The organism is Pseudomonas sp. SHLD1 (assembly GCF_028640935.1).
Lineage (GTDB): Bacteria > Pseudomonadota > Gammaproteobacteria > Pseudomonadales > Pseudomonadaceae > Chryseomonas > Chryseomonas aestiva.
In genome coordinates this window covers 106,460-131,451 of record NZ_JAQZAD010000023.1, presented here as the reverse complement: position 1 = coordinate 131,451, position 24,992 = coordinate 106,460, and the positions used below count along the sequence as shown (strand labels likewise).

Genomic DNA, 24,992 nt, shown 5'->3' with positions numbered 1-24,992 from the left:
CGGGTTGGCAAAAGCGGAAAGTGGGCTACGCGGCAGAGACGGCGGACAGGCTACCGCGCCCGGCTGGACTACGCGCCGGGAAGAGAGGTGAGGCGAGGGTGCCTCGGCGCCACGGGACTACGGTGGCAGGCGGCCAGCTTAAAGTGTTTCAAGCAAGTTACTGATTACTAATCAAATTCGTTGGTTTCAAGATGTTTCAGTGGTGCCAAGTTGGCATGGATAATCGTGTTTAGAAAGGGGCTTTCAGGCGATTCATGACCGGATGAGGTGAAGTCGTTCTCCCTCGCCAATCGTTCTCGACCGCCGTTTAAAACGGCATGTTGGGTAAGGATTTAGATGCCTATGTGCGAGAAAAAAACCATTTAACTCACGCAAGACTGGGCGCACTCTGCAGGCTCACCGTCACCGCCCGAGGCCCTGTTATGAACCAGCCGCTGACCGTTTCCCCACCTGTCGCCGCCCAGCTCAACCTGCGTGCCCACTGGATGCCCTTCACCGCCAATCGCGCCTTCCAGAAGGATCCGCGCATCGTGGTGGCCGCCGAAGGCAGCTGGCTGATCGACGACCAGGGTCGGCGCATCTACGACAGCCTCTCCGGGCTCTGGACCTGCGGCGCCGGTCACTCGCGCAAGGAGATCCAGGAGGCCGTGGCGCGTCAGCTGGGCACCCTCGACTATTCGCCGGGCTTCCAGTACGGCCATCCGCTGTCCTTCCAGCTGGCCGAAAAGATGGCCGAGCTGACCCCGGCGGGTCTGGACCATGTCTTCTTCACCGGCTCGGGTTCCGAGAGCGCCGACACCTCGGTCAAGTTGGCGCGGGCCTACTGGCGCATCAAGGGTCAACCGGCCAAGACCAAGCTGATCGGCCGGGCTCGCGGCTACCACGGCGTCAACATCGCCGGCACCAGCCTGGGCGGCATCGGCGGCAACCGGAAGATGTATGGCTCCTTCATGGACGTCGACCATCTGCCCCATACCCTGCAACCGGGCATGGCCTTCACCAGGGGCATGGCCGAGACCGGTGGCGTCGAGCTGGCCAACGAGCTGCTCAAGCTGATCGAGCTGCACGATGCCTCCAATATCGCGGCCGTCATCGTCGAGCCCATGTCCGGTTCGGCCGGGGTGATCGTGCCGCCGGTGGGCTATCTGCAGCGCCTGCGCGAGATCTGCACCCAGCACGACATCCTGCTGATCTTCGACGAGGTCATCACCGCCTTTGGCCGCATGGGCCGTCACACCGGCGCCGAATTCTTCGGCGTGACGCCGGACATCATGAACGTGGCCAAGCAGGTCACCAACGGCGCCGTGCCCCTGGGCGCGGTGATCGCCAGCAGCGCCATCTACGACACCTTCATGAACCAGGCCACGCCTGAGCACATGGTCGAGTTTCCCCATGGCTACACCTATTCGGCCCACCCGGTGGCCTGTGCCGCGGGCCTGGCGGCGCTGGAGCTCATGGAACGTGAGAGTCTGGTGCAACAGGCCGCCGAGCTGGCGCCCAAGTTCGAAGCCTCGCTGCATGGCCTCAAGGGCGCCAAGCATGTGGTGGACATCCGCAACTGCGGCCTGGCCGGTGCCCTGCAACTCGCCCCGCGCGACGGCGATGCGGTGATCCGCCCGTTCGAGGCCGGCATCGCCCTGTGGAAGGCCGGCTTCTATGTGCGCTTCGGTGGCGACACCCTGCAGTTCGGGCCCACCTTCAATGCCAGGATCGAAGACCTGGACCGCGTCTTCGCCGCGGTCGGTGATGTCCTCAATCGCCTCGACTGATCCCCTTTCCAGCGCTCCCCGGCGGGAGCGCCCATCCCTCGTACAAGGAGTCCCTTCATGAGCCTCAAGCATCTCATCGGCGGCCAGCTGGTCGACGGTGGCAGCCGCTGCGCACCGGTCTACAACCCCTCCACGGGTGCGGTCATCCGCGAAGTGCCCCTGGCCGATGCGGCCACCCTGCAGCAGGCCATTGACGCCGCCCAGGCCGCCTTTCCGGCCTGGCGCAACACCCCGCCGGCCAAGCGCGCCCAGGTGCTGTTCCGCTTCAAGCAGCTGCTGGAAAGCAACGAAGAGCGCCTGGTGCAGCTGATCAGCGAAGAGCACGGCAAGACCCTGGAAGACGCCGCCGGCGAATTGCGCCGTGGCATCGAGAACGTCGAATACGCCACTGCCGCGCCCGAGTTGCTCAAGGGCGAATACAACCGCAACGCCGGTCCGAGCATCGACACCTGGTCCGACTTCCAGCCCCTGGGCGTGGTGGCCGGCATCACCCCCTTCAACTTCCCGGCCATGGTGCCGCTGTGGATGTATCCGCTGGCCATCGCCTGCGGCAACACCTTCATCCTCAAGCCCAGCGAGCGCGATCCCAGCTCCACCCTGGCGATCGCCCAGCTATTCGAGGAGGCCGGCCTGCCCAAGGGCGTGTTGAACGTGGTGCATGGCGACAAGGAAGCCGTGGACGGCCTGATCGATGCTCCCGAGGTCAAGGCGCTGAGCTTTGTCGGGTCCACCCCCATCGCCGAATACATCTATGCCCGCGGCACCGCCAAGGGCAAGCGCGTCCAGGCCCTGGGCGGCGCCAAGAACCACGCGGTGGTCATGCCCGATGCCGACCTAGGCAACACCGTCAATGCCCTGATGGGCGCTGCCTACGGCTCCTGCGGCGAGCGCTGCATGGCCATCTCGGTGGCGGTCTGTGTCGGTGACCAGGTCGCCGATGCCCTGATCGCCCGGCTCGTACCGGAGATCGAGAAACTGAAGGTCGGCCCGGGCACCCAGTGCGGCCTGGACATGGGCCCGCTGGTCACCGGCGCGCACCTGGACAAGGTCACCGGTTATGTCGTCGACGGCGTGGCTGCGGGCGCCAAGCTGGTGGTGGACGGCCGCAGCCTCAAGGTCGCCGACCATGAGGAAGGCTTCTTCCTCGGTGGCTGCCTGTTCGATCAGGTCACCCCGGAGATGCGCATCTACAAGGAGGAGATCTTCGGCCCAGTGCTCTGCGTGGTGCGGGTCAAGAGCCTTGAAGAAGGCATTGCCCTGATCAACGCCCATGAATACGGCAACGGCACCTGCATCTTCACCCGCGACGGCGAAGCGGCGCGGCTGTTCGCTGACCAGATCGAGGTGGGCATGGTCGGCATCAACGTGCCCCTGCCGGTGCCGGTGGCCTACCACAGCTTCGGCGGCTGGAAACGCTCGCTGTTCGGCGACCTCCACGCCTACGGCCCGGACGGCGTGCGCTTCTACACTCGCCGCAAGACCATCACCCAGCGCTGGCCGCAACGCGAGGCTCAGGAGGCTTCGCAGTTCGCCTTCCCCAGCAACGGCTGACCGCTGGAACGTCCATTCCTTGGCCTGCCGCACAGCAGGCCGGCCAGGGAAGGCCTTACCCTTCGGCTGCCCCCAGCCGCCGAAGTCCCCATGCCTGCCTCCACCTTCACAGCCGTCGCCCGTCTCGGGTGTGTGATTGGCCTCCTGCTCGCGAGCCTGACCGGCTGTAGCAGCCAGTCCGCCCAGGACATCGCCCGGCAATTCGGCAAGACCCGTCCCAGCGAATTCCTGCAGACCAGCTCCGACCGCATGGCTACCCTCGCCATGCAGGCCAATCTGCAGAGCCTCTATCGGCTGATGAACAAGCTCTACCTGCGCAATCCGGCCGAATGGAAGAAGACCGGCCTGCCCGATGCCGCCAGCGCCGAGCGCGAGATCCGCCTGGCCATCGAGCAGCAGCGCAGCCTCCCTGCGCTGGGCGGACGCAAGGACGTGGCGGCCCTGAGCTACGTGCTCGCCGACGACTACCGCGGCGACCGCGTCGGCGCCTTCATCTATGCCATCGGCAGCATGATCATCGCGGCCCACGGCAATCGCACCGAGTTCTACATCACCGATGTGGTGAATGCGCGCTTCGTCAACAACGCGGCCCGCAACATCGAGAAGGCCACCTGGCTGCTCGGCCAGCGCAAGAACGCCGAGGGCGAACCGCTGCTGTTCGCCAACGAGATATCGGAGGAGGGCAGCAACCTCAGCTTCGCCACCGAGTTCGGCAAGATCGTCGCCCGGCTGGACCTGCTCGCCCAGTTGCTGGACGAGCGCTACCGGCGCATCGGCGTCAACTACGCCCAGAGCCTGCTGTTCATCAATTTCCTGCCGGTGCAGTAGCGCCTTCGACCGAGCGTCCCTTAGAGTCGAGAGACCTCGACAACCATAACAAGGGGTTCTCTCATGGTCGCTGCCTTGCGCATCGCCCTTATCGGCGCCGGCAACATGGGCCGCCAGCACCTGCATCATCTTCAAGCCGCGCCGAGTGCCCGGCTGTGCGGCCTGGCCGACCCCGATCCGATGGCGGCCGAGCTGGCCGCGCAATGGGCCGTGCCGCATTTCCGCGATCATCGCCAGCTGCTGGAAACCGTGCGCCCGGAAGCGGTGATCGTCGCCAATCCCAATGCCCTGCACGTCGCCACAGCCCTGGATTGCCTGGCCCTCGGTATCCCGCTGCTGCTGGAGAAGCCCGTGGGGACCACGTCGGAAGAGGTGGCTCAACTGCTGCACGCCCAGCGCGACCGGCGCGTACCACTGCTGGTCGGTCATCATCGTCGTCACAATCCGCTGATCGCGCGGACCCGCGAGCTGCTGCGTCAGGGCGCCATCGGCCGCCTGGTCACCGTCACCGCACTGTGGCAACTGCAGAAGCCTGAGAGCTATTTCGAGAGTGCCTGGCGCCGCGAAGCGGGGGCCGGGATGCTGCTCACCAACCTGATCCACGACCTCGACCTGCTGCGTCATCTCTGTGGCGAGGTGCGCCAGGTCCAGGCCTTCGCCGACAACGCCCTGCGCGGCTACGCCAACGCCGACAGCGCCGTGATCAGCCTGCAATTCGAAAGCGGCGCCTTGGGCAGTCTCACCGCCAGTGACGGCGCCGTCGCGCCCTGGAGCTGGGAGCTCACCAGTGGCGAGAATCCGGTCTATCCCCACCAGCCGGACCAGTCCTGCTATCTCTTCGCCGGGACCGAAGGCGCCCTGAGCGTGCCGCAGCTGCGCCTCTGGCGCTATGCCGAGCCGGGCGCCGGCTGGCACCAGCCGCTTGCAACAGAGCTGCGGGCCGCGGCCCCGGACGAGGCCCTGCGGCTGCAGCTGGAGCACTTCGTGCGGGTCGCGCGGGGCGTGGAGGCCCCCCTGGTCAGTGCCGAGGATGCCGCCCGTACCCTGGCGCTGGTGGCCGCCGTGGAGCGTGCCGCCGCCAGCGGCACGGCGCAGCACCCGGCAGCGCCCTTGCCAGACTAGAGCTCCTTACAGCGGCTTGGTCAGTTCCTTGGCGCGGTCATAGGCCTTGGAAAAGCCCTTGAGCGACAGGCTTTCGCTGGCGGTCTCGCCGTTAGCGACCGGGGTGGTCACGGTCAGGCGACCGCCGCGCTGCAACTGCTTGAAGACGTCTCCGACGAATTCCACCGGCACCACGCAGCCCTGGGGGATGCAGGTGTGGAAGGGCCGATTCTCCAGGCTGCGCTTGTCGATCTGCAGCGAGATCGGCTTGGTCACCGCCACCCCAAAGGGCAGCACCAGGATACCGTCCACGCCTTCACGATTGGGGCGCAACTCGGTGACCAGCATGCGCTGGCCCTTGGCGCTGTCCTTCTGCTGGGTGATGGCGCACAGCTGCGCGGAACGGTCCGCGTTGCGGGCGATGCGGCAGATCACCTGCCAGTCGCCATACTTCTCCGTGACCGATGGCTGGGGTTCCTGGGCGTTGGCAGGCGCCGACTGGGCGAAGGCCTGGCCGGCGAGCAGCAGGGGCGCGAGGAACAGGGCCGAGCGGAGGAAGCGCTGAGACATGGAGAGTCCTTGGCAGGAGGGAAAGAGCCTCAAGGGTAGGGCATCGCTCCGCCAGGGAACACCCCGGCACGACGATCAGACCTTTTTGACGAACTCGGATTTGAGCTTCATCGCACCTATGCCATCGATCTTGCAGTCGATGTCGTGGTCGCCTTCGACCAGGCGGATGTTCTTGACCTTGGTGCCGACCTTGACCACCAGCGACGAGCCCTTGACCTTGAGATCCTTGATCACGCTGACGGTATCGCCGTTCTGCAGGGTATTGCCGACCGCATCGCGGATCACCTTGGCTTCAGCCGCGCTACCGGCGTCGCCGGGCGTCCATTCATGGGCGCATTCCGGGCAGATCAGCTGATCGCCATCGGCGTAGGTGTATTCGGAAGCGCAGAGGGGGCAGGGCGGCAAAGCAGTCATGGCGGGGCACCTGGCTGGAAAAGCCGCGCATTGTATAGGGTTTTAGCCCGGCGCGGGTGGAGGCCATGCCCTAGGCTGCCAGCTGTACCTCGACCACGGTACCGTTGTCGTTGCGGTAGTGCGCCTCGCCGCCGAGCTGTTCGGCCAGGCTCTTGATGATCTTGAAGCCCAGGCGCTGGCTGGTGCGCGGATTGAATTGCTGCGGCATGCCCCGACCGTTGTCGGCGATCCGCAACAGCAGGCGCTGATCGTCGCCGCGCTGCAGGCTGATGCTGATCAGGCCACGCTGGCTGGCGTCGAAGGCGTGCTTGAGGGAATTGGTCACCACCTCCGCCACCAGCATCGACAGGGTGGTCAGGCGGGGCAGGTCGAAATTGAGCGGTTCGGCGGTAATGGCGCAGGAGACATTGGCCTGTCCCGCGGCGGCCAGCAGATCACTGGTCAGCAACTGCAGGTGATGGGCCACCGGCTGATCGGCATCGGCGGGGTCGTGCAGGCGCCGGTGGATGCGCGAGATGCTCTCCAGCCGCGAACGGGCTTCTTCCAGGGCCTGGGATGCCTGGCTGTCGCCGGGCAACTTGAGTTGCTGCAGCATGAGCAGCGAGGCGATGAACTGGATGTTGTTGGCGACCCGGTGCTGCAACTCCTGGAACATCGTCGTCTGGACGTTGTAGAGGTCGTGGATCACCTGCTGTTCGGCGCGCAGCCGGGCGCTGGCCGTGTGCATGTAATGGATCAGCACGATGTCGACGCTGACGATGACCACATAGAAGGCCAGTGCCAGGGCACCCTGGGGCCCTACGTCGAAGGTCCAGCCCGGCGGAATGAAGAAATACCAGGCGGCCAGTCCGGACAGCACGGCACACAGGGTGCCGGCGCGGCTGCCGCAGAAGAAGGCGGTCAGGATGACGGCGGGAAAGAAGGTCAGGTAGGGAAAGCCCTGCATCAGGACGTCCACCAGGGCGAAGCGTGCCGCCAGGGCTAGGGCGAACGCCAGCAAGGCGAGGCTGTAGGCCAGTGCCGGACGAGCGCGGATCCTGCTGCTGAGATCGCTGCTCCAGTGACGACGAGACGACGGATCCAAGGCTCTGACCTGCGGGGTAGACGGCGGCGGCGCCAGCTTAACGCAAAGCCGTCTCGCTTGGGCGGATGGTGGCACCAAAGGTGGCTCTGTCCGGCTCGACGGCGATCTCCTGTACAAGGCCTGCACCTTCCTGAGCGAAAGTGCTGGCTCTGCGCGGGACGGGGCCTTTTTCTTGTACAGGGCGCCCTTGGTCGTACAGGTCAGGACGGCAGTGAAACATTATTGTCAAACGACTACGTCTTAACCATCACAGGATCCGCTCATGAATCGCCAGCGCGTATTGGTCGCCGAAGATGAGCCCATCCTGCTGGACCTGTTGCGGGAACTGTTCGAGGACTTGGGTTATCAGGTGCACGCCTTCGGCAGCGCCGATGCGGCCTGTGCCTTTCTGCAGGACGAGCAGCCGCAGCTGGATCTGCTTTTCACCGATGTGCGCATGCCGGGAATCCTGAGCGGCGTCGACCTGGCGCTACAGGCGCGGGGGCGGCAGGCCAATCTGCCCATCGTCATCACCTCGGGCTATTGCGACGACAATCCCGCTCGTCCCGCGCGGGTGACTTTTCTGCCCAAACCCTGGGATCTGGAGGCGCTGCACCGCAGTTGCCCGCCGCCCGGGCGGCGATCGCACTACGCCTAGGCCCTCTGCAGGGCCCCGGTAGCAGGCGGATTGCGCCCATGAAAAAGCCCGTAGCGGTTACCCGCTACGGGCTTTTCAGATTTTGGCTCCGCGACCTGGACTCGAACCAGGGACCCAATGATTAACAGTCATTTGCTCTACCGACTGAGCTATCGCGGAACAACGGGGCGTATCTTACTGATAGATAACGGGAAGTCAAGCCTCGGCAGCACCTTGATAAGGCGCTGCCGGAAGCGCCGTCTTAGCCCTTCAGGACGGCGGCGATGGCCTGGACGGTCGGCGGCAGATTGCGCTCATTTAGCGCCGCCACGCAGATGCGTCCGGTGCTGACCGCATAGATGCCGAATTCGCTTTTCAGCCGCTCGACCTGTTCGGCGGTGAGGCCGGAATAGGAGAACATGCCGCGCTGGGCGTTGACGAAGGCGAAGTCGCGAGTGGCGCCGGCCGCGGCCAGGCCTTCAACCAGGGCGTTGCGCATGGTGCGGATACGCTGGCGCATCTCGCCCAGCTCGGCTTCCCAGAGGGCGCGCAGCTCGGGATTGCTCAGCACGCTGGCGACGATGGTGGCGCCATGGGTCGGCGGGTTGGAGTAGTTGGTGCGGATCACGCGCTTGACCTGGGACAGCACCCGGGCGCTTTCCTCGCGGCTCTCACTGACCAGAGTCAGGGCGCCGACCCGCTCGCCGTACAGCGAGAAGGACTTGGAGAAGGAGCTGGAGACCAGGAAGGTCAGGCCGGAGTCGGCGAACAGGCGTACCGCCTGGGCGTCTTCCTCGATGCCGTCGCCAAAGCCCTGGTAGGCGATGTCGAGGAAGGGCACCAGGTTGCGCGCCTTGACCACATCCAGCACCGCCTGCCAGTCGGCCGGCTGCAGATCCACGCCGGTGGGGTTGTGGCAGCAGGCGTGCAGCACCACCACCGAGCGCTCCGGCAACGCCTGGAGGTCGGCCAGGAAACCTGCGCGATTCAGGCCATTGCTGGCGGCGTCGTAATAGCGATAGTTCTGCACGGGGAAGCCGGCGCCCTCGAACAGCGCACGATGGTTTTCCCAGCTCGGGTCACTGATGGTGACCACGGCATCCGGCAGCAGCCGCTTGAGGAAGTCGGCGCCGATCTTCAGCGCGCCGGTGCCGCCAACGGCCTGCACGGTGATGGCACGGCCTTCGCGTACCAGGCTCGACTCGGCGCCGAACAGCAGGTGCTGGACGGCCTGGTCGTAGGCGGCGATGCCCTCGATGGGCAGGTAGCCACGCGGCGCCTGGGCGGCCACGCGCTGCTGCTCGGCCTCGGCCACGGCGCGCAACAGCGGAATGCGGCCCTGCTCGTCGTAGTAGACCCCCACGCCCAGATTGACCTTGTGCGGACGGGCATCGGCGTTATAGGCCTCGTTCAGGCCAAGGATGGGGTCGCGGGGTGCCATTTCGACGGCGGAGAACAAACTCATGGGGCAGGGGCTCGAATGAGGGGTGAAGGGAAGGGCGGAACGCTCAGGAAGCGGAAGTATAGCCCCCTGCAGGCGCCATCGCGACCGACCTCCGTCGGAGCTTTCCTGACGTGCGGCGGCGTAGGCGGATTGCAAAAGGGCGCTTGCGACCTCATCTGGGTGGTTCCAGCTTTTTCCTCGTCCGCATCGCCCTGGCCCCCGGCCGGCGCGGTGTCGTCCGTGCATTTCCGCGCTACTGAGGCAGCCATGTCCGCATTCCAGCTCTCCACCCGCTATACCCCGGCCGGCGACCAGCCCGAAGCCATTCGCCAGATGGTGGAAGGCCTGGAGGCGGGCCTGTCGCACCAGACCCTGCTCGGCGTGACCGGCTCCGGCAAGACCTTCAGCATCGCCAACGTCATCGCCCAGGTGCAGCGCCCGACCATGGTGCTGGCGCCGAACAAGACCCTGGCCGCCCAGCTTTATGGCGAATTCAAGGCCTTTTTCCCGAACAACTCGGTGGAGTACTTCGTCTCCTACTACGACTACTACCAGCCGGAAGCCTATGTGCCCTCGTCGGACACCTTCATCGAGAAGGACTCGTCCATCAACGACCACATCGAGCAGATGCGCCTGTCCGCCACCAAGGCGCTGCTGGAGCGCAAGGACGCCATCATCGTCGCCTCGGTGTCCTCCATCTACGGCCTGGGCAGTCCCGAGGCCTACCTGAAGATGGTCCTGCACCTGGATCGCGGCGATCGCATCGACCAGCGCACCATCCTGCGTCGCCTGGCCGAGTTGCAGTACAGCCGCAACGACATGGAATTCGCCCGCGCCACCTTCCGGGTACGCGGCGACGTGATCGACATCTTCCCCGCGGAATCCGATCTCGAAGCGGTACGCATCGAGCTGTTCGACGACGAGGTGGAAAGCCTGTCGGCCTTCGATCCCCTCACCGGCGAGGTGATCCGCAAGCTGCCGCGCTTCACCTTCTATCCCAAGACCCACTACGCCACGCCGCGCGAGACCCTGCTGGGCGCCATCGAGAACATCAAGCTGGAGCTCGCCGATCGCCTGGAATGGCTGCGCAGCCAGAATCGCCTGCTCGAAGCCCAGCGCCTGGAGCAGCGCACGCGCTTCGACCTGGAAATGATCCTCGAGCTGGGCTATTGCAACGGTATCGAGAACTACAGCCGCTACCTGTCCGGGCGCGGTCCGGGCGAGCCGCCCCCCACCCTCTATGACTATCTGCCGAGCAACGCCCTGCTGGTGATCGACGAATCCCACGTCACCGTTCCGCAGATCGGCGCCATGTTCAAGGGCGACCGTTCGCGCAAGGAAACCCTGGTGGAGTACGGCTTCCGCCTGCCCTCGGCGCTGGACAACCGGCCCCTGAAGTTCGAGGAGTGGGAAGCCGGTGCGCCCCAGACCATCTTCGTCTCGGCTACCCCCGGTCCCTATGAGGAAGAACACGCCGGCCGCGTGGTCGAGCAGGTGGTGCGACCCACCGGCCTGGTCGATCCGATCATCGAGATCCGTCCGGCCACCACCCAGGTGGACGACCTGCTCTCCGAGATCCGCCTGCGCGTGGCCCAGGAGGAGCGGGTGCTCTGCACCACCCTGACCAAGCGCATGGCCGAGGACCTCACCGACTACCTGGCCGACCACGACGTACGGGTGCGCTACCTGCACTCCGACATCGACACCGTGGAGCGGGTGGAGATCATCCGCGACCTGCGCCTGGGCACCTTCGACGTCCTGGTGGGCATCAACCTGCTGCGCGAAGGCCTGGACATGCCGGAAGTTTCCCTGGTGGCGGTGCTCGATGCCGACAAGGAAGGCTTCCTGCGCTCCGAACGCTCGCTGATCCAGACCATCGGCCGGGCGGCGCGCAACCTCAACGGCAAGGCCATCCTCTACGCCGACAACATGACCGGCTCCATGCAGCGCGCCATCGACGAGACCGAGCGGCGGCGCAACAAGCAGCTGGCCTTCAACGAAGAACACGGCATCGTGCCCCAGGGCATCAAGAAGGACATCCGCGACATCATGGAAGGTGCCGCGGCCCCGGGTGCCAAGGGCAAGCGCCGGATGGCCAAGGCCGCCGAGGACCAGGGCGAATACGCCGCCGAACTGCGCTCGCCGAGCGAGATCGGCAAGCGCATCCGTCAGCTCGAAGAGAAGATGCTGCAACTGGCGCGCGACCTGCAGTTCGAGTCCGCCGCCCAGCTGCGCGACGAGATCCAGGCCCTGCGCGAGCGTCTGGTTCAGGTCTAGGTCCGCTCCAACTGGCAGCGCCAGGGCTGGCGCTGCTACCATTCTGCCTTTGTCCCTTCGCGTTTTTCGAGAAAGCCGATGACCACCGTTCGCACGCGCATCGCGCCGTCGCCCACCGGCGACCCGCATGTCGGTACCGCCTATATCGCCCTGTTCAACCTCTGCTTCGCCCGCCAGCACGGCGGTCAGTTCATCCTGCGTATCGAGGATACCGACCAGGTCCGCTCGACCCGCGAATCCGAACAGCAGATCTACGACGCCCTGCGCTGGCTGGGCATCGAGTGGGACGAGGGCCCCGACGTCGGCGGCCCCCATGGCCCCTATCGGCAGAGCGAGCGTGGCGAGATCTACTGGAAGTACGCCCGGGAGCTGGTGGAGAAGGGTCATGCCTTCCTCTGCTTTGCCACCCCGGAAGAACTCGACCAGATGCGCGCCGAACAGCAGGCGCGGGGCGAGACCCCGCGCTACGATGGTCGCGGTCTGCGGCTGACCCCGGAAGAGGTGCAGCAGCGCCTGGACGCCGGCCAGCCCTATGTGATCCGCATGAAGGTGCCGGAGGAGGGCGTCTGCGTCGTTCCCGACCTGCTGCGTGGCGAGGTCGAGATCCCCTGGGATCGCATGGACATGCAGGTGCTGATGAAGGCCGACGGCCTGCCCACCTACTTCCTCGCCAACGTGGTCGACGACCACCTGATGGGCATCACCCACGTCCTGCGCGGCGAGGAGTGGCTGCCATCGGCGCCCAAGCTGATCAAGCTCTACGAATACTTCGGCTGGGAGCAGCCGCAGCTCTGCTACATGCCGCTGCTGCGCAATCCCGACAAGAGCAAGCTTTCCAAGCGCAAGAATCCCACTTCGGTGACCTTCTATCAGCGCATGGGCTATCTGCCCGAAGCCATGCTCAACTACCTCGGCCGCATGGGCTGGTCCATGCCCGACGAGCGCGAGAAATTCACCCTGGACGAGATGGTCGAGCATTTCGACCTCCAGCGCGTCTCCCTGGGCGGTCCGATCTTCGACGTCGAGAAGCTCTCCTGGCTCAACGGCCAGTGGCTACGCGAGCTGAGCCCCGAGCGCTTCGCCGCCGAGGTGCAGCAGTGGGCGCTCAATCCCGAGTACCTGCTCAAGATCGCCCCGCTGGTGCAACAGCGGGTCGAGACCTTCAGCCAGATCGCCCCGCTGGCCGGCTTCTTCTTCAGCGGCGCCCTGAATCTGGATCCTGCGCTGTTCCAGCACAAGAAGCTGTCCGCCGACCAGGTGCGATTGGTCATGCAGCTGCTGCTGTGGAAGCTCGAAGCCCTGCGCCAGTGGGACAAGGAACGCATCACTGCGGTGATCCAGGCGGTCGCCGAGCACCAGCAGCTCAAGTTGCGCGACGTCATGCCGCTGCTGTTCGCCGCCATCACCGGCCAGGCCAGTTCGGTCTCGGTGCTGGATGCCATGGAGATCCTCGGTCCGGACCTCACCCGCTTCCGCCTGCGCCAGGCGGTCGAGCTGCTGGGTGCGCCCTCCAAGAAGGAAACCAAGGACTGGGAGAAGCTGCTGGCCGAACTCGGCTGACAGTCTCTCGGCCGACCCCGACATCGGGGTCGGCTTCCCCCTCGCGCCAGGATGGCCCCATGACCTCCGTGACTCCCCGGCGGCACAATCTGCTCGAAGACGTGCTGGCCTTGCTTAGCGCGACCCTGATGATCGCCCTGGCAGTCAATCTCTATCGCCAGGCCGGCCTGCTCACCGGCGGTACCGCGGGCCTGGCCTTTCTCGCCCAGTACGGCACGCGTCTCTCCTTCGGTCAGGCGTTTTTTCTCATCAACCTGCCGTTCTACTGGCTGGCCGTGCGGCGCATGGGCTGGGCCTTTACCCTGCGGACCCTGGCGGCCGTGACCCTGGTGTCGCTGCTTACCGAGCTGACCCCGAGCTTCGTCGCCTTCAGTGCCCTGCAACCCCTCTATGCCGCTGTGGTTGGCGGCGTACTGATGGGCGTGGGGCTGCTGATCCTCTTCCGTCACCAGGCCAGCCTCGGCGGCATCAACATTGCCGTGCTCTATCTGCAGCAGCGCTATGGCTGGCGAGCGGGCAAGGTGCAGATGGGCATCGATTGCCTGATCGTCCTGCTGGCGCTGTTGGTCGTCGAGCCCGGCGCGATCCTCGTCTCGATCCTGGGCGCCGTGATCCTCAATCTGACCCTGGCGATCAACCATCGGCCCGGGCGTTACAGCGCCATCAGCTAGGGGCTTTCCGTCGCGCAGGCGCAACTTCGATTGGTCCGCGACCCGCCTTGGCTTTAAGATGGCGCCCATTTTCGGCGGCTCGACCGTCGTCATCGCAAGTTGAAGAGGTCTCCATGAGCTGCGATTTCCTGGCACAAGCCCTTCCCGGCGTACAGAAACTCTCGCCCTACGTGCCCGGCAAGCCCGTCGATGAACTGGCCCGCGAACTGGGCATGGCGCCGGCCAGCATCGTCAAGCTCGCCAGCAACGAGAACCCGCTCGGCCCCAGCGCCAAGGCTCTCGAAGCCATTCGTGCTGAACTGGCCGAGCTGACCCGCTATCCCGATGGCGGCGGCTTCGATCTCAAGCAGGCCCTGAGCCAGAGGTTCGGCGTGGCCACCCATGGCATCACCCTGGGCAACGGCTCCAACGACATCCTCGAACTGGTTGCCCGGGCCTACCTGGCGCCCGGCTACAACGCCGTGTTCAGCGAGCACGCCTTCGCCGTCTATCCTCTGGTGACCCTGGCCATCGGCGCCGAAGGCCGCAGCGTCCCGGCCAAGGACTACGGGCATGACCTCGACGCCATGCTCGCCGCCATCGATGCCGATACCCGGGTGGTCTTCATCGCCAATCCCAACAACCCTACCGGCACCTGGTTCGACAGCGAGGCCCTGGCACTCTTCCTTGCCCGCGTACCCGAGCACGTCCTGGTGGTGCTGGACGAGGCCTACATCGAATACGCCGAGGGCGACGAGCTGCCGGACGGCCTGGCGTTCCTCGCCCAGTACCCCAACCTCATCGTCTCGCGCACCTTCTCCAAGGCCTATGGCCTGGCCGCCCTGCGCGTCGGCTATGCCTTCTCCTCGCCGACCGTGGCCGACGTCCTCAATCGGGTGCGCCAGCCGTTCAACGTCAACAGCCTGGCCCAGGCCGCGGCCTGTGCTGCCCTGGCCGACAGCGACTACCTGGCCCGCAGCCGGGCTCTGAACGATGCCGGCATGGCCCAGCTGGAAGCCGGTTTCCGCGATCTGGACCTTAAGTGGATTCCCTCCCGTGGCAATTTCATCGCCGTGGACCTGGGGCGCGACGCCGCGCCGATCAACCAGGGGCTGCTGCAGGAGGGCGTCATCGTCCGGCCCGTCGCCGGCTATGGCATGCCGACCTTCCTGCGCGTCTCCATCGGTACCGAAGCGGAAAATGCCCGCTTCCTGGCGGCCCTGGGCAAGGTCCTGGGTCGTGGCTGAAGTGGCCACCCCCCTGATCGACCGTCTCGTCGTTGTCGGCCTGGGCCTGATCGGCGGCTCCTTCGCCAAGGGCGCCCGCGCCAGTGGTCTCTGCCGTGAGGTGGTCGGGGTCGATCGCGATCCCGAGACCCGCCGGCTGGCGGTCGAGCTGGGCGTGGTCGACCGCTGCGTCGCCGAGCTGGGCGATGCCTGCCCGGGTGCCGACGTCATCCAGCTCGCCGTGCCCATCCTGGCCATGGAGCGGGTGCTGGCCGATCTCGCGGCCTTACCGCTGCAGGGTGCCATCCTCACCGACGTCGGCAGCGCCAAGGGCAACGTGGTGCGCGCCGCTCGCCAGGCCTTCGCCGGCCAGTCGCTGCGCTTCGTGCCGGGTCATCCCATCGCCGGCTCCGAGCGCAGTGGCGTCACCGCAGCCAACGCGGCGCTGTTCAACCGGCACAAGGTCATCCTCACGCCGCTGGAAGAGACCCTGCCGGCCGATCTGGACAAGGTGGATCGGCTCTGGCGTGCCATAGGGGCCGATGTCGAGCACATGACCGTCGAGCATCACGACCAGGTCCTCGCCGCCACCAGCCACCTGCCGCACCTGCTGGCCTTCAATCTGGTGGACTCCTTGGCCAAGCGCAGCGAGAACCGCGAGATCTTCCACTACGCCGCCGGCGGCTTCCGCGACTTCACCCGCATCGCCGGCAGCGATCCGACCATGTGGCACGACATCTTCATCGCCAATCGCGAAGCCGTGCTGCAGGCCCTGGACACCTATCGCGCCGATCTCGACGAGCTGCGCGGCGCCATCCAGGCCGGCGATGGTCAGTTCCTCATGGAGGTGCTGACCCACGCCCGCGGCGCGCGCGAATATTTCGGGCGCATCCTCGCCAGTCGTACCCAGGCCGGCGCTCAGGTCGCCGTCCATCAATCCCTTACGGAGGGGCACTCATGAGCAGTACCGCACCCGTCATCACCCTCGATGGCCCCGGCGGTTCGGGGAAGGGCACCCTCGCGGCGCTGGTCGCCCGCCAGCTGGGCTGGAATCTGCTGGATTCCGGCGCGCTCTACCGCCTGCTGGCCTTCGCCGCCCGCAACCATGGCGTGGACTACACCAACGAGGAGTCGCTCAAGCTGCTGGCGGCCCACCTGGACGTCCAGTTCCTTGCCGGGCATGAGCACGGCCAGCGCATCATCCTCGAAGGCGAGGACGTCACCGACGTCATCCGTACCGAAGAAGTGGGCGCCGGCGCCTCCCAGGTGGCGACCCTGCCCGCCGTGCGCGATGCCCTGCTGCAGCGCCAGCAGGCGTTCCGCGAGGCGCCTGGTCTGGTCGCCGATGGTCGCGACATGGGCACCGTGGTGTTTCCGGACGCCGAGCTGAAGATCTTTCTGACCGCCGGTGCCGAGGAACGGGCACAGAGGCGTTATCTTCAGTTGAAGCAGAAGGGCGAAAATGTTAGCTTGCCTGCCCTCCTGGAAGAGATCCGTGAGCGGGACGCCCGCGATAGTCAGCGTAGCGTTGCTCCGCTCAAGCCGGCCGACGATGCCGTCGAGCTGGATTCCACGCATCTCTCCATACAACAGGTATTGGAACGCATCCTGACCCTGGCCGCCGAACGCGACCTGGCTGGATGAAGGCCGAGACTCATCCGAGTCGTCGGTGAAAGCTGCCGGGAACCAGTCGCATCCCGGCAGCCGGATGGTAACCACTCACCCCGCATGGGCTGGTCATGCGGTAGCCGGATACATCGGGTATCCATACAACAGGTATGAACATGAGCGAAAGCTTCGCAGAACTCTTTGAAGAAAGTCTGAAATCCCTCGACATGCAGCCGGGCGCCATCATCGTCGGCACCGTGGTGTCGATCGATGGCGACTGGGTTGTGGTCGATACCGGCCTGAAATCCGAAGGCCTGGTTCCGCTCGAGCAGTTCTACAACGAACAAGGCGAGCTGACCATCAACGTGGGTGACGAAGTCCACGTAGCCCTGGATGCCGTCGAAGACGGTTTCGGCGAAACCAAAGTGTCTCGCGAAAAGGCCAAGCGCGCCGAATCCTGGCTGGTCCTGGAAGCCGCGTTCAGCGCCGACGAAGTGGTCAAGGGTGTCATCAACGGCAAGGTCAAGGGCGGTTTCACCGTCGACGTCAGCGGCATCCGCGCGTTCCTGCCGGGCTCCCTGGTCGATGTCCGTCCGGTGCGTGACACCACTCACCTGGAAGGCAAGGAACTCGAGTTCAAGGTCATCAAGCTGGACCAGAAGCGCAACAACGTTGTCGTTTCCCGTCGTAGCGTCCTGGAAGCCGAGAACAGCGCCGAGCGTGAAGCTCTGCTGGAATCCCTGCAGGAAGGCCAGCAAGTCAAGGGTATCGTCAAGAACCTCACCGACTACGGTGCGTTCGTCGACCTGGGCGGCGTGGACGGCCTGCTGCACATCACCGACATGGCCTGGAAGCGCATCAAGCATCCGTCGGAAATCGTCAACGTCGGCGACGAGATCGACGTCAAGGTGCTGAAGTTCGACCGCGAGCGCAACCGCGTTTCCCTGGGTCTGAAGCAGCTGGGCGAAGATCCGTGGGTCGCCATCAAGGCCCGTTACCCGGAAGGCACCCGCGTTCAGGCGCGCGTCACCAACCTCACCGACTACGGCTGCTTCGCCGAGCTGGAAGAGGGCGTGGAAGGCCTGGTGCACGTGTCCGAAATGGATTGGACCAACAAGAACATCCACCCGTCCAAGGTCGTTCAGGTCGGCGACGAAGTGGAAGTCATGGTCCTGGATATCGACGAAGAGCGTCGTCGTATCTCCCTGGGCATCAAGCAGTGCCGCGCCAACCCGTGGGAAGAGTTCTCGGGTCAGTTCAACAAGGGCGACCGCATCTCCGGCACCATCAAGTCGATCACCGATTTCGGTATCTTCATTGGTCTGGAAGGCGGCATCGACGGCCTGGTGCACCTGTCCGACATCTCTTGGAACGAAACCGGCGAAGAAGCCGTGCGTCGCTTCAAGAAGGGTGACGAGCTGGATACCGTGATCCTGTCCGTTGACCCGGAGCGCGAGCGCATCTCCCTGGGCATCAAGCAGCTGGAAGACGATCCGTTCTCCAACTACGCCTCCCTGAACGAGAAAGGCACCATCGTGCGCGGTACCGTCAAGGAAGTCGATGCCAAGGGCGCTGTCATCACCCTGGCCAACGAGATCGAAGGCGTCCTGAAGGCGTCCGAAATCAGCCGTGACCGCGTCGAAGACGCCCGTAACGTGCTGAAGGAAGGCGACGAAGTCGAAGCCAAGATCATCAGCATCGATCGCAAGAGCCGCGTGATCAGCCTCTCCGTCAAGTCCAAGGACGTCGACGACGAGAAGGAAGCCATGAGCTCCCTGCGTAGCAAGCAAGAGCCTGCTGCTGGCCCCACCACCATTGGCGACCTGATCAAGGCGCAGATGGAAAGCCAGAACTAAGTTCGAGCTTGAATAAAAGGCGACCCTTCGGGGTCGCTTTTTTTTGCCTGGCGAAAAGTGGGCAGGGTGGTCATGACCCGTAAAAAGTTGCCGGGACCAAAGTCGCCCGCTTGACTTTTCAAAAATCCGCCGGCGTGCTAAAAGTCCTTGGAGGTGATCTAGCCGCTTGATAACGAAGGAAAAATCCATGACCAAGTCGGAATTGATCGAGCGCATCGTTTCCTATCAGGGGCAGTTGTCGTCCAGGGATGTCGAGCTGGCGATCAAGACCATGCTGGAGCAGATGGCCCAGGCACTTTCCACCGGAGACCGTATCGAGATCCGGGGCTTCGGCAGCTTCTCGCTGCACTATCGCGAACCCCGTACGGGACGCAATCCCAAGACCGGCGAGTCGGTGCTGCTGGACGGCAAGTTCGTTCCGCACTTTAAGCCAGGCAAGGAGCTGCGGGACAGGGTCAACGAGCTGGAGCCATAAAGCCGTCGGCCACTGGCGGTCTTTTCCCTGGCTGTCCGGCAAGAGGTTGATTTTCCTGGTTTTTTTGGCTAGCCCTAAGTCGTCAAAAAAGCGTTATCCACAAGGTTATTATCGGTATTTTGACGTTTACAAAAAAAGTCAAGCCGTTTTGATATTTTTGTAGACGGGTTCCGATTTTTGTATGAGACTTCCTTCACATAAGGTCTTGGGTGACCTCGTAGTCCACGCCGAGTGAGGAAGTTGTCATGCGCCACTATCTTTTCATCTGGATCGGTATCGCCGCCTGCTTCACCAGCATGCACCTCGGTCATCCCTTCCTCGCTGTAGCCGCTCTGGCCGGTAGCTGGATGGTTGCCCTGTTCCTGCAGCCCGCTCAGCGCGTCGAGAGCTTCTCGCGTCACTACGTTGCCCAGCCGACCGCTCGTTTCCAGGCCGTCGAAGTCCAGGCTTCCGCCAAGAGCTTCTAAGATTCTCAAGTTTTTCGGCCCGCCGAGCTCAGGTTCGGCGGGCTTTTTTATGCCTGCGTTTTGCGTGGCTAGGCCCTCGCGGGGCAATGTCTTACCATAAGCGCCCTTCCTGGCTGACTGGCACGGCGCAACGCATTGATGGAACGCAAGATTCTGGTGACAGGGGCGGGGGGCTTCGTCGGCGCAGCCCTGGTTCGGCAGCTACAGGCCAAGGGCTATCGGGTGGTCGCCGCGCAGCGCCAGCCGGCAGTTGCCTCGGTCGCGGGCAGGGTGATTCCGGTGATCCGTGAGTTGTCCGCCGATACCGACTGGTCCGCGCCCCTGGCAGGGGTGGATACCGTCATCCATCTCGCCGCCCGGGTCCATCAGCTGGGCGAGCAGCCAGGCGAGGCCAGCGAGGCTCGCTACGATGAGGTGAATCGGGCGGCAACCCTCAAGCTGGCCCGGGATGCCCTGGCTGCCGGCGTCCGTCGCTTCATCTTTGTCAGCAGCATCAAGGTAAACGGTGACTGGACACTTCCCGGCAAGCCCTTTCGCGCTGACGATCTTCCCGCGCCCACCGATGCCTACGCGCGTTCCAAGGCCGCGGCCGAACAGCAGCTGCTGGCGCTGATGGCCGAGACCGGGCTGGAGGTGGTCATCGTGCGTCCACCGCTGATCTACGGGCCCGGGGTAAAGGCCAATGTGGCCCGTCTGCTGGACACCCTGGCGCGGGGCGTGCCACTGCCGCTGGGGGGCGTTCGGCACAACAGGCGCAGTCTGCTCGCGCTGGAGAATCTGCTCGACCTGTTGATCCTGTGCATCGTGGCGCCCAAGGCGGCCGGTGCCATCCTGCTGGTCAGCGACGATGAAGATCTCTCCACCGCCGAGCTGCTCGAATCGCTGGCCGAAGGCCTGGGTCGGAAACCCCGGCTGATTGCCGTTCCGTCCGCCTGGCTCGAATGGGGCGCCAGATTGCTGGGGCGGGGTGAGGTGGCGCAACGTCTCTGTGGGTCGCTGCAGGTCGACATCCAGCCCACCAAGACCTTGCTGGGCTGGCAGCCCCCGCTGTCGGCGCGGACCGCCTTGCGTGCGCTGGGTGCGCAACGGGCCAGTGCGGAGGGGCGGAAATGATGCTGCTCCTGTTGCTCCTGGCCGGCGGCTGCAGCTGGCTCGGCACGGCGGCGCTGCGCCGCTATGCCTTGTCCGGAGGCCTGCTCGACGAACCCAATGCGCGCAGTTCGCACCAGGTGGCGACGCCTCGAGGCGGCGGCCTGGCGATCGTCGTGGTGTTCGTGCTCGGCTGTGTGGTGCTGCGAATGCTGGGGCAGCTTGATCCGGCTTCCTGTAGCGTCCTGATAGGGGCGGGGCTGCTGGTGGCGGTGCTCGGCTTCGTCGACGATCATCGGCACGTGGGCGCCGGCTGGCGTCTGCTGGGTCACTTCCTGGCGGCGGTCGCTGCCCTGCTGTGGCTGGGCGGCTATGGCGCGCTTTCGGCGCAGCTGTCCGTTATTCTGGGGCTGCCCGGCTGGCTGGTGATGACCCTGGGCGTCCTCTATCTGGTCTGGCTGCTGAATCTCTACAACTTCATGGACGGCATCGATGGTATCGCCGGCGTCGAGGCGCTCGTCGTCTGTCTGGGCATGGCGCTGATCTATGCCGTGACCGGCCATGGCGCCTTGCTGGGCGCACCGCTGCTCCTGGCGGCGGCCGTGGGTGGCTTCCTGTGCTGGAATTTTCCGCCGGCGCGCATCTTCATGGGCGATGTCGGCAGTGGCTTTCTCGGTCTGATCCTCGGCATGCTGTCGTTGCGGGCGGCACTGGTGGAGCTGTCGCTGTTCTGGGCCTGGCTGATCCTGCTCGGCGTCTTCGTGGTCGATGCGACCTGGACCCTGTCGCGGCGGCTGAGCCGGGGCAAGAAGCCCTACGAGGCTCATCGCACCCACGCCTATCAGTGGGCCTCCCGTCAGCATGGCGCCCATCGCCCGGTGACCCTGGCGGTACTCGCCATCAACCTGTTCTGGTTGCTGCCTATCGCTTTGCTGGTGGGGCTGGGGCTTTTAAGTGCCATACTGGGGCTCTTGCTTGCCTATGGGCCTCTGCTTTGCCTGGCCCTTCGATACCATGCTGGGACCGATGAGGTAGCCATGGCTGCGCAGTCCACCGGATTCAGGGATTAGGGACACTGACATGTTGCGTGACCATCTGGTCAAGCTGAACCGGCGTACCAAGAGAGTCATCCAGGTCGCGGTCGACCTGTTACTGATCTGGCTCTCGCTCTGGTTGGCCTTCTATCTGCGCCTGGGTTCCGTGCAGATGATCGAGCCCTTCAGCGGGCATGCCTGGCTGTTCATCACTGCGCCGGCCATCGCCATTCCCCTGTTCATCCGCTTCGGCATGTACCGCGCGGTCATGCGCTACCTGGGCAACGACGCCCTGATCGCCATCGCCAAGGCGGTGACGCTGTCGACGCTGCTGCTGTCGGTAGTCATCTACTGGTATCGCGATCTGCCGGAGATCGTCCCGCGTTCGATGATCTTCAACTACTGGATCGTCAGTCTGATCCTGATCGGCGGCCTGCGTCTCGCGCTGCGCCAGTATTTCCTGGGCGACTGGTATCGCGCCATCACCGTGCCCTTCATCAAACAGCCGGACGAGCTGCCACGGGTCGCCATCTACGGCGCCGGCTCGGCGGGCAATCAGCTGGTCGCGGCGCTGCGCATGGGCCGCGCCATGCGTCCGGTGGCCTTCATCGACGATGACAAGAGCATCGCCAATCGCATCATCGCCGGGCTCAAGGTCTACACCCCCAAACACATCCAGCAGATGATCGACGAGACGGGGGCCGAGGAGATCCTCCTGGCGATCCCGTCCGCTACTCGCGCGCGGCGGCGTGAGGTGCTCGGTCTGCTGGAACCCTATCCGCTGCATGTCAGAACCGTACCGCGGATCAGCGACCTGGCCTGCGGCAAGGTACAGGTGGACGACCTCCAGGAGGTCGACATCGCCGATCTGCTGGGACGCGATCCGGTGACGCCCCGGCCCGAGCTGTTCGCCCGTTGCATCACCGCTCAGGTGGTGATGGTGACCGGGGCAGGGGGGTCCATCGGTTCCGAGCTGTGCCGGCAGATCATCGGCCAGAAACCGCGCACCCTGATCCTGCTCGACCACGCCGAATTCAACCTCTACAGCATCCACCGCGAGCTGGAGACCTATATCCAGCGCGAAGCCCTGCCGGTCACCCTGGTGCCGGTGCTCGGCTCCATTCGCAATGCGCCGCTGCTCTTGCAGGTGATGCGGCACTGGAAGGTGGCCACCCTCTACCACGCGGCGGCCTACAAGCACGTACCCATGGTCGAGCACAACATCGCCGAGGGTTTCGGCAACAACGTCCTGGGCACCCTCAATGCCGCCCAGGCGGCCATCCAGGCTGGCGTGACCAGTTTCGTGCTGATCTCCACCGACAAGGCGGTACGGCCCACCAACATCATGGGCAGCACCAAGCGCCTGGCCGAGATGATCCTGCAGGCCCTGAGTCGCGAGGCGGCGCCCGTGCTGCACGGGCAAACGGACGGTATCCATCAGGTCAATCGCACCCGCTTCACCATGGTGAGATTCGGCAACGTGCTGGGTTCGTCCGGTTCGGTAATTCCGCTGTTCAGGACCCAGATCCGCAAGGGTGGGCCGGTTACCGTTACCCATCCCAAGATTACGCGCTTCTTCATGACCATCACCGAGGCCGCCCAACTGGTCATCCAGGCGGGCGCCATGGGCGAGGGCGGGGACGTCTTCGTGCTCGACATGGGCGAGCCGGTGCGCATCGTCGAACTGGCCGAGCAGATGATCAAGCTGTCGGGCCTGAGCGTCCGCTCGCCGGCCAATCCCCATGGCGATGTCGCCATCGAGTTCACCGGGCTGCGACCCGGTGAAAAACTCTATGAAGAGTTGCTCATCGGTGACGACGTGAGTCCGACCTCCCACCCGAAGATCATGCGCGCCAGCGAAGACTTCCTGGCCTGGGATGCCTTCCGGGCAGCCCTTGTCGAGCTGAGCCGCGCGATTGATGCGGGTGATTACCTCCGTGTCCGGCAACTGCTGCGCGACACCGTCGCCGGCTATTCGCCAGAGGGCGACATCGTCGACTGGCTGCATGGCAAGAGATCCATCGAGTGATCCCGTCCGCGCTTTCTTTCAGCCTGGATTTGAAGCCGAGCACAGAAGCGGCAGCCGCCCAGCGCTAGGCTGAACTTTCTTTTCCTGCCACTGTTTAACTCAGGTCTTTGGGTACATGGCCGTGGCTGTGACCCAAGCCAGGGATGGCTGCGCCGTCCTCCGATGTCTCGTCCGCAGCGCCGGGCGCGATGATGTACAAATCGATATAGGCAGGATTCAGGATGAAGGTACTGGTAACAGGTGGCGCGGGTTTCATTGGTTCCGCCGTGGTACGTTTTCTTATCAACGAGACCCAATGCAAGGTTGCCAACGTCGACAAGCTGACGTACGCCGGTAACGTGGATTCCCTGGCCGAAGTCGCCGACTCCGACCGCTACGAATTCCACCAGGTGGACATCTGCGACTTCGCCGCCCTGCAGCAGGTCTTCGCGTCCTTCCAGCCCGACGTGGTCATGCACCTGGCTGCCGAGTCCCATGTGGACCGTTCCATCGAGGGCCCTGCCGCCTTCATCCAGACCAACGTGGTCGGCACCGGCGTCATCCTCGAGGTGACCCGTGCCTACTGGAACGACCTGGCGCCGGAAGCCAAGGCAGCCTTCCGTTTCCACCACATCTCCACCGACGAGGTCTACGGCGACCTGCACGGCACCGACGACCTCTTCACCGAGACCACGCCCTATTCCCCGAGCTCGCCCTATTCGGCTAGCAAGGCCGGCAGCGACCATCTGGTACGTGCCTGGGGTCGGACCTACGGTCTGCCGGTACTGGTGACCAACTGCTCGAACAACTATGGCCCCTATCACTTCCCCGAGAAGCTGATCCCCCACGTCATTCTCAATGCCATCCATGGCAAGCCGCTGCCGATCTATGGCGATGGCTCCCAGGTGCGTGACTGGCTGTTCGTCGAAGATCATGCCCGTGCCCTCTACACCGTGGTGACCCAGGGCGAGGTCGGCGAGACCTACAACATCGGTGGCCATAACGAGAAGCGCAACCTGCAGGTCGTCGAGACCATCTGCGACCTGCTCGAAGAACTGGCTCCGCAGAAGCCCGAGGGTGTCGAGCGCTATCGCGACCTGATCACCTTCGTCAAGGATCGTCCCGGTCACGACATGAGATACGCGATCGACGCCAGCAAGATCGGCCGGGAGCTGGGCTGGACACCGGAAGAGACCTTCGAGACCGGCATGCGCAAGACGGTAATCTGGTACCTGAACAATCGTGAGTGGTGGCAGCGGGTACTGTCCGGCGCCTACCGCCTCGAGCGTCTCGGCGAAGCCGTTTAACGATCCTATCGCGGACATGCCCGCGGGCGTGTCCGACCGACAGCAACAGTCAATTTTC

The 24,992-nt window shown here is 64.7% G+C and carries 21 protein-coding genes, 1 tRNA gene and 1 pseudogene; 18 read left to right on the top strand and 5 right to left on the bottom strand.

The window, feature by feature from the left end; translation table 11 throughout:
- Positions 1–422: 422 nt before the first annotated feature.
- The 4 genes from PVZ77_RS16720 (at position 423) to PVZ77_RS16705 (ending at position 5,270) form a co-directional block, all read left to right on the top strand.
- On the top strand, positions 423–1,769 hold the full coding sequence (locus PVZ77_RS16720; RefSeq protein ID WP_273807653.1) for an aspartate aminotransferase family protein: 1,347 nt from the start codon (positions 423–425) through the stop codon (positions 1,767–1,769).
- Positions 1,770–1,826: 57 nt separating this feature from the next.
- A complete protein-coding gene (locus PVZ77_RS16715; RefSeq protein ID WP_273807652.1) occupies positions 1,827–3,320 on the top strand; it encodes a CoA-acylating methylmalonate-semialdehyde dehydrogenase in 1,494 nt (497 codons plus the stop codon).
- A 90-nt stretch (positions 3,321–3,410) separates the two neighbouring features.
- Positions 3,411–4,148, top strand: coding sequence for a hypothetical protein (locus PVZ77_RS16710; RefSeq protein WP_273807651.1), 738 nt, complete (start codon positions 3,411–3,413; stop codon positions 4,146–4,148).
- 63 nt (positions 4,149–4,211) lie between these two features.
- Positions 4,212–5,270: a Gfo/Idh/MocA family protein gene (locus tag PVZ77_RS16705; RefSeq protein ID WP_273807650.1), complete on the top strand. Its 1,059-nt coding sequence runs from the start codon at positions 4,212–4,214 to the stop codon at positions 5,268–5,270.
- A 6-nt stretch (positions 5,271–5,276) separates the two neighbouring features.
- Here the strand turns inward: PVZ77_RS16705 and PVZ77_RS16700 are convergent, their stop codons facing one another.
- From PVZ77_RS16700 to PVZ77_RS16690, 3 genes are all read right to left on the bottom strand, one after another.
- The gene (locus PVZ77_RS16700; protein WP_133862419.1) at positions 5,277–5,819 is read right to left on the bottom strand and encodes an invasion associated locus B family protein; all 543 of its coding nucleotides are present in this window, start codon (positions 5,817–5,819) and stop codon (positions 5,277–5,279) included.
- A gap of 75 nt (positions 5,820–5,894) precedes the next feature.
- Positions 5,895–6,233, bottom strand: coding sequence for a zinc ribbon domain-containing protein YjdM (locus PVZ77_RS16695; RefSeq protein ID WP_273807648.1), 339 nt, complete (start codon positions 6,231–6,233; stop codon positions 5,895–5,897).
- 70 nt (positions 6,234–6,303) lie between these two features.
- A complete protein-coding gene (locus tag PVZ77_RS16690) occupies positions 6,304–7,317 on the bottom strand; it encodes a sensor histidine kinase (protein WP_273807647.1) in 1,014 nt (337 codons plus the stop codon).
- A 262-nt stretch (positions 7,318–7,579) separates the two neighbouring features.
- Here PVZ77_RS16690 and PVZ77_RS16685 point away from each other — a divergent pair, with 262 nt between their 5' ends.
- Complete coding sequence (locus PVZ77_RS16685; protein ID WP_273807646.1) at positions 7,580–7,954, top strand: response regulator; 375 nt, start codon at positions 7,580–7,582, stop codon at positions 7,952–7,954.
- Positions 7,955–8,037: 83 nt separating this feature from the next.
- Here the strand turns inward: PVZ77_RS16685 and PVZ77_RS16680 are convergent.
- Both PVZ77_RS16680 and PVZ77_RS16675 read right to left on the bottom strand, forming a co-directional pair.
- Positions 8,038–8,113, bottom strand: a tRNA-Asn gene (locus tag PVZ77_RS16680).
- Between the two features lie 82 nt (positions 8,114–8,195).
- Positions 8,196–9,398 carry an amino acid aminotransferase gene (locus PVZ77_RS16675; protein ID WP_273807645.1) on the bottom strand — a complete coding sequence of 401 codons (1,203 nt, stop codon included), beginning with the start codon at positions 9,396–9,398 and terminating at the stop codon, positions 8,196–8,198.
- A 246-nt stretch (positions 9,399–9,644) separates the two neighbouring features.
- Between PVZ77_RS16675 and uvrB the strand changes: the two genes are divergently transcribed.
- From uvrB to rfbB, 13 genes and pseudogenes are all read left to right on the top strand, one after another.
- On the top strand, positions 9,645–11,654 hold the full coding sequence (uvrB, locus tag PVZ77_RS16670) for an excinuclease ABC subunit UvrB (RefSeq protein WP_273807644.1): 2,010 nt from the start codon (positions 9,645–9,647) through the stop codon (positions 11,652–11,654).
- Between the two features lie 78 nt (positions 11,655–11,732).
- Complete coding sequence (gltX, locus tag PVZ77_RS16665; protein WP_273807643.1) at positions 11,733–13,214, top strand: glutamate--tRNA ligase; 1,482 nt, start codon at positions 11,733–11,735, stop codon at positions 13,212–13,214.
- A 59-nt stretch (positions 13,215–13,273) separates the two neighbouring features.
- On the top strand, positions 13,274–13,885 hold the full coding sequence (locus PVZ77_RS16660) for a YitT family protein (protein ID WP_273807642.1): 612 nt from the start codon (positions 13,274–13,276) through the stop codon (positions 13,883–13,885).
- 113 nt (positions 13,886–13,998) lie between these two features.
- Positions 13,999–15,111 carry a histidinol-phosphate transaminase gene (gene hisC, locus PVZ77_RS16655; RefSeq protein WP_273807641.1) on the top strand — a complete coding sequence of 371 codons (1,113 nt, stop codon included), beginning with the start codon at positions 13,999–14,001 and terminating at the stop codon, positions 15,109–15,111.
- A pseudogene (locus PVZ77_RS16650) lies at positions 15,065–16,024 on the top strand (prephenate dehydrogenase/arogenate dehydrogenase family protein); the annotation flags it as partial. The gene hisC and the pseudogene PVZ77_RS16650, both read left to right, overlap by 47 nt.
- A gap of 23 nt (positions 16,025–16,047) precedes the next feature.
- A complete protein-coding gene (gene cmk, locus PVZ77_RS16645) occupies positions 16,048–16,734 on the top strand; it encodes a (d)CMP kinase (protein WP_007160398.1) in 687 nt (228 codons plus the stop codon).
- A 140-nt stretch (positions 16,735–16,874) separates the two neighbouring features.
- Positions 16,875–18,554, top strand: a complete 1,680-nt coding sequence (gene rpsA / locus PVZ77_RS16640; RefSeq protein ID WP_007160397.1) for a 30S ribosomal protein S1 — start codon at positions 16,875–16,877, stop codon at positions 18,552–18,554.
- 187 nt (positions 18,555–18,741) lie between these two features.
- Positions 18,742–19,029: an integration host factor subunit beta gene (gene ihfB / locus PVZ77_RS16635; RefSeq protein WP_133862410.1), complete on the top strand. Its 288-nt coding sequence runs from the start codon at positions 18,742–18,744 to the stop codon at positions 19,027–19,029.
- A 245-nt stretch (positions 19,030–19,274) separates the two neighbouring features.
- Positions 19,275–19,496 (top strand): hypothetical protein, encoded by a 222-nt coding sequence (locus tag PVZ77_RS16630; RefSeq protein ID WP_273807639.1) that lies wholly within the window; start codon positions 19,275–19,277, stop codon positions 19,494–19,496.
- 138 nt (positions 19,497–19,634) lie between these two features.
- Positions 19,635–20,609: an NAD-dependent epimerase/dehydratase family protein gene (locus PVZ77_RS16625; RefSeq protein WP_273807638.1), complete on the top strand. Its 975-nt coding sequence runs from the start codon at positions 19,635–19,637 to the stop codon at positions 20,607–20,609.
- Positions 20,609–21,655, top strand: coding sequence for an MraY family glycosyltransferase (locus PVZ77_RS16620; protein ID WP_273808039.1), 1,047 nt, complete (start codon positions 20,609–20,611; stop codon positions 21,653–21,655). The genes PVZ77_RS16625 and PVZ77_RS16620 overlap by 1 nt, the downstream gene beginning before the upstream one ends.
- A gap of 10 nt (positions 21,656–21,665) precedes the next feature.
- Positions 21,666–23,648 carry a polysaccharide biosynthesis protein gene (locus PVZ77_RS16615; protein WP_133862406.1) on the top strand — a complete coding sequence of 661 codons (1,983 nt, stop codon included), beginning with the start codon at positions 21,666–21,668 and terminating at the stop codon, positions 23,646–23,648.
- 221 nt (positions 23,649–23,869) lie between these two features.
- A complete protein-coding gene (gene rfbB, locus PVZ77_RS16610; protein WP_273807637.1) occupies positions 23,870–24,934 on the top strand; it encodes a dTDP-glucose 4,6-dehydratase in 1,065 nt (354 codons plus the stop codon).
- Positions 24,935–24,992: the final 58 nt, after the last annotated feature.